This is a genomic window from Segetibacter koreensis DSM 18137, from assembly GCF_000374045.1.
GTDB classification, from domain to species: Bacteria; Bacteroidota; Bacteroidia; order Chitinophagales; family Chitinophagaceae; genus Segetibacter; species Segetibacter koreensis.
Map to the genome: position 1 here is coordinate 1 of NZ_KB893357.1, position 4,157 is coordinate 4,157.

The window sequence follows — 4,157 nt, forward strand, 5'->3', positions numbered from 1 at the left end:
AAAGACAAACAAGAAAAAGCGACAAGGCACTACATCAAAAAATTGAAACAATTAGGCTATGAAGTACAACTGGCATCATAAGTACAAGGCCGATTCTTATTGGTGAAACAATCCCGTCGGTGAAATTGGTTTTGCCTGCTTATAAGCACTTAACATTGTACAGCTATAGTACGGGGAAGAAAATTTTTAATCTTTAGCAGGCGCACTTATGATGCTTTATTAGTCAAACTCCAACCCTTACCCTTTCGCTTAACATCAATCCATTACTAAGGTGGCCGGGTGAAGAAAAAGTATTTGCATAACGTATTAAGAATTTTCGGAAGAAAAGAAAATGAGACGATTTAGGTTTTTAAAGGCATTTGTGACAAAAATCATTTTTAATTAAGTCGATTTTGTTTAACCATTTTCCGGTATTGATTTATGTAGCACTAAGAGAAAAACTAACTGAACTGTCAACCAAAGTCTGAATTTTCATAAATAAAGGTTGCTACAACTTTACAAACTGCTTATAAATAACTTGCTTACCACTTGCAGCCTTTAAAATATACACTTCCCTTGGCCAGTGAGGATACATCTAGTTGAACAATTATTTCAGATCATAGTGCGAATTTTGTGACATTGATCACATTCTGACGAACTTTTTTATGACATTTATCAATTTCACACTTTCTTTTGGTTTGTGGTACGTGGTAGGTGACTTGGAGAATTCATTAAAAGAATTCTTATTGTTGACAAAGAATGGTAATTTTTTTTTGATAGAAAAGAAGATAACGACAAATCTAACAAGACCTATACATTGAATTAATTGTTTCTCCCTTCGCCTGGTTGTTTGCAGCAAGATTGGACGAATATACCGGGTCGCCCTGCACGTACACAATTTGCCAAATGATTTCAGGGTTAGTACCTTTTTTATTGGCATCAAAAACATCGGGAAAAGGCAGGTCAGATAAGTTGGCAAAAGTGCGCATGTTATAGCATGCCGTTAAATACGCTTTTGCATTTTCTAAGTTAGTGGCTGCGTTTCCCGGGTCTAGCGTTGTTGCCATAGTCAGATATACCTGTCCTAACAAACCGTTTGCAGCTTGCATTGAAACCCTGCCTTTATTCGCCAAAGATTGAACAACCGGCAAGTTGCTACTAACTACATCTTTTAAATCCTGTACTATTTGTGTATACACCTTCTCTCTGGGCGCACGTACTGTGAGCGCAGTTGCCTGGTCTGCATCTGATAACGCTTCTGTTACCACAGGCACATCTCCAAACTCACTTACAAGGTTAAAATACATACAAGCCCTGATAAACTTCATCTCCTCTATGTATTGGGTTTTAATGCTATCACTACTAAATTTTACTTTGTCAATATTTGATAGTACCAGGTTTGCCCTTGAAATTGGTACATATAATCCAGTCCAATGGCTTCCTGCACTTTCCTTTTTCTTTTTTGTTCCTTTTCTTTTTAAAGTTCCAACCTATAGCAAAGATCAGTACCGTGTTTTCGCCGAAGTGGACCAACTCGTATACGATGGTGGCCTGATTACCACTCAGCAATGGACAGCCGAAGCCACTTGTTCCTTCTTAATCATCCTTATCATTTCTATACCTGCCAATGTCCTTTGTGCTGATTCGAAATTTTTGAACCCTAATACTAAAAACGTTCGCCATTTTATAAATCGATGATCTACCTCTACCCTATTATTTAAATACTTGTTCTGTCTAATTTTGATTTTCTTTAAACGCCTCTTATTGTAAGTTTTCATAGCTTCCTTATTGGCTCCGCTTTTATCTATATTCATTACTTTTGGGCAGACATTATTACCTATAGCTTTTACTAGAAATTTGTGTGCGGCCAGCTTATTACTTCTATTTGTTAATAGAAAAGTCAACTGTCTTTCCTTCCTTGTCAACGGCTCTATATAAATACATCCACTCTCCTTTTACCTTTATATAAGTTTCATCGATCCTCCATATTAGCTCCCTTAATTCCTATAAAAGGCACCTAGGATACTTTTGTTTGTGGCAGTGCTATCCTTTTAAAAAAGTTTAGTTGCAAATTTTTAACATCCAATCAGCACAATCTGTAGGGTCAAGAATGTTCCAACTGTGAAATCCTTTTCCTTTTGTAGTGATATACTCCGCTTTGTTGTTGCCAATACTGCCAAGAAATTTATCTAATTTTTCCAAATCAAATGCGTTGATGTCTTCGTATTGCAATTCGTCGCAGTATGTTTTTCGAACAAAATCCAAATCAGGTTCGCTATATAAACGAACAGGAATATTTTTAAGAAACTTAGCATTACCGCCATCTGGCACGTCTGCTGAATATCCCGAATACTTCAAGTATTTGTCATGGCTCTCTTGTGGTGTGCCGTTCAAACTGCCAAGCAAATTTTTCTTAATGAAAGAACCTTCCTTTTTTATTAATCTGCTTTTACATCTATAATTAATTTTATTTTTAGCGGAACGATATATACGAACTAAATCTAAAGGAGGGTCAATAGCAAAGACACCTTTAAAATTTTGTATCGAATCAGCACTTAAAATATGTTCGGCATAATCAATCGCAATCGCTCCGCCTGCTGACAGCCCTCCAATAATGAGGTTAGGATGATTTGATTTGTACCGTTCTGTTTGAATTTTAATTACCGCATTTAATTCTGAAATTGTGTAATCGTCTGCAAACAAAGTTTGATGCAGTTGAGGAACTACTGTTACAAAACCTTTTTCTAATAAAAGATAGGGAAGTTTTGTTTTTTCATAAATACTTTGAGTGCTTTCGCCCCAGCCTGGTAAAAGAATAAGAACGCCTTTTATTTCTTGAGTTGGTTCTATGTAAGAATATGAAAAAGTCTCATCGTTTACTTTACCGTTACCGCTCTTAACCATTTGTCCAAACGTTACATTTAAGAAAGTGAGTAAACTTAAAGGGAGAAGAGTTTTTAGATGCTTCATTAGGAGTGTCTGTTTTGAGAGTGAAAGTCACAACGCATTGCCACCAACGGTTAGGTATTCATGATGGCTGGACATTCGCTGCTGTGTCCCCCCTGAAACTGGAGCCGAATAATAATTAAAAGCAGAAGTTATCTCGAGCGTTCATCAGAATTCAGGCAGCGAGGATGCAATACAGTAGCAGTTTTCAGCTGATCAAACTTCCGTCTGCCAGCTATTACAAATACTTATGTTGGCAGCTGTGTTTCTTAATTTGCTGATTTCATAACATTGAACATCCAGCGCACTCCAAACTTATCCTTACAAGTTCCCCAATATCCCCAGAATTCATCGTGAGGAGCAACACCATCTGCTCCATTCTGAGAAAGTTCTTTATATAAACGATCTGCTTCCTCTTTTGTATCTGGATTCAAACTGATTGTTACATTATTTCCTTCAATTAGTTTATGCCCCATACTTTCAAGTATATCGGTTCCCATAATTTCTGTCCCACCGAGAATCGGTAAGGCGACATGCATTACCTTTTTCTTATCTTCTTCGGAAAGAGAAGGCATGCCTGGTTGTGATGGCATATCGCCCATTCGCATTATGGGAGAAGAAAATTCATTTTTAAAAATTCTTTTATAGGAATTAAATGCTTCTTCTGCATTTCCATTAAAGTTTAGATAAATTGATACGTTTGCCATTTTTTAGTTTTTTAGTTAAATATGAGTGAAAATTAGTTAAAATGTCTGACTAAAAAAAGGCAAAGAACCCAAAATGATTATTGTAAAAATAGCCCGTAAGTTGCTTAGCCGTATAAGATATGTATGGCTAACTGAAAAACCTTACGTGACAGGTATAGTAAAATAACTTGTTTCATTATAACCATTAATCATTGTTCATTACAATACTAAAANCTGCAACCGGACTACTTAACAGTGTGTTGTCATCACGAGCAATAATCAAAAGCGTGAAGCATTGACCTTTATTAAAGCATGTAGCCGGTTGTTTGTTGTGCCAATGAAAAGAAGAGAAGCACAACTCATCATTTATAAATTTAAAAAACAAGAGCTTGTAGCTACACCTGTTGTAGTCTACTCATAGGATGCTGGTAATGGATGATGATTGATAAAAAAATTATTAAATTTGTTATGGACAAAACATCTGGCGAAGGCAGGAGATAATTGAATAAAACCTTCTGTTATCTCTTGCTTTCAAAAGAATATAAA

The 4,157-nt window shown here is 36.1% G+C and carries 5 protein-coding genes; all 5 read right to left on the reverse strand.

Translation table 11 applies throughout. The annotated features are described in order from the left end of the window. Window positions 1–779 precede the first annotated feature (779 nt). Window positions 780–1,391 carry a RagB/SusD family nutrient uptake outer membrane protein gene (locus tag B154_RS29395; RefSeq protein WP_083935004.1) on the reverse strand — a complete coding sequence of 204 codons (612 nt, stop codon included), beginning with the start codon at window positions 1,389–1,391 and terminating at the stop codon, window positions 780–782. Window positions 1,392–1,541: 150 nt separating this feature from the next. Continuing rightward, window positions 1,542–1,883, reverse strand: a complete 342-nt coding sequence (locus tag B154_RS34010) for a DDE-type integrase/transposase/recombinase (protein ID WP_425423120.1) — start codon at window positions 1,881–1,883, stop codon at window positions 1,542–1,544. Further along, window positions 1,861–1,923 carry a hypothetical protein gene (locus tag B154_RS34015; RefSeq protein WP_425423121.1) on the reverse strand — a complete coding sequence of 21 codons (63 nt, stop codon included), beginning with the start codon at window positions 1,921–1,923 and terminating at the stop codon, window positions 1,861–1,863. The genes B154_RS34010 and B154_RS34015 overlap by 23 nt, the downstream gene beginning before the upstream one ends. Window positions 1,924–2,040: 117 nt before the next feature. After that, complete coding sequence (locus tag B154_RS0121345; RefSeq protein WP_018616392.1) at window positions 2,041–2,949, reverse strand: alpha/beta fold hydrolase; 909 nt, start codon at window positions 2,947–2,949, stop codon at window positions 2,041–2,043. Window positions 2,950–3,194: 245 nt separating this feature from the next. Continuing rightward, entirely contained in the window at window positions 3,195–3,632 is a 438-nt protein-coding gene (locus tag B154_RS0121350; RefSeq protein ID WP_018616393.1) for a VOC family protein, read from the reverse strand. Between the last annotated feature and the right edge of the window lie 525 nt (window positions 3,633–4,157).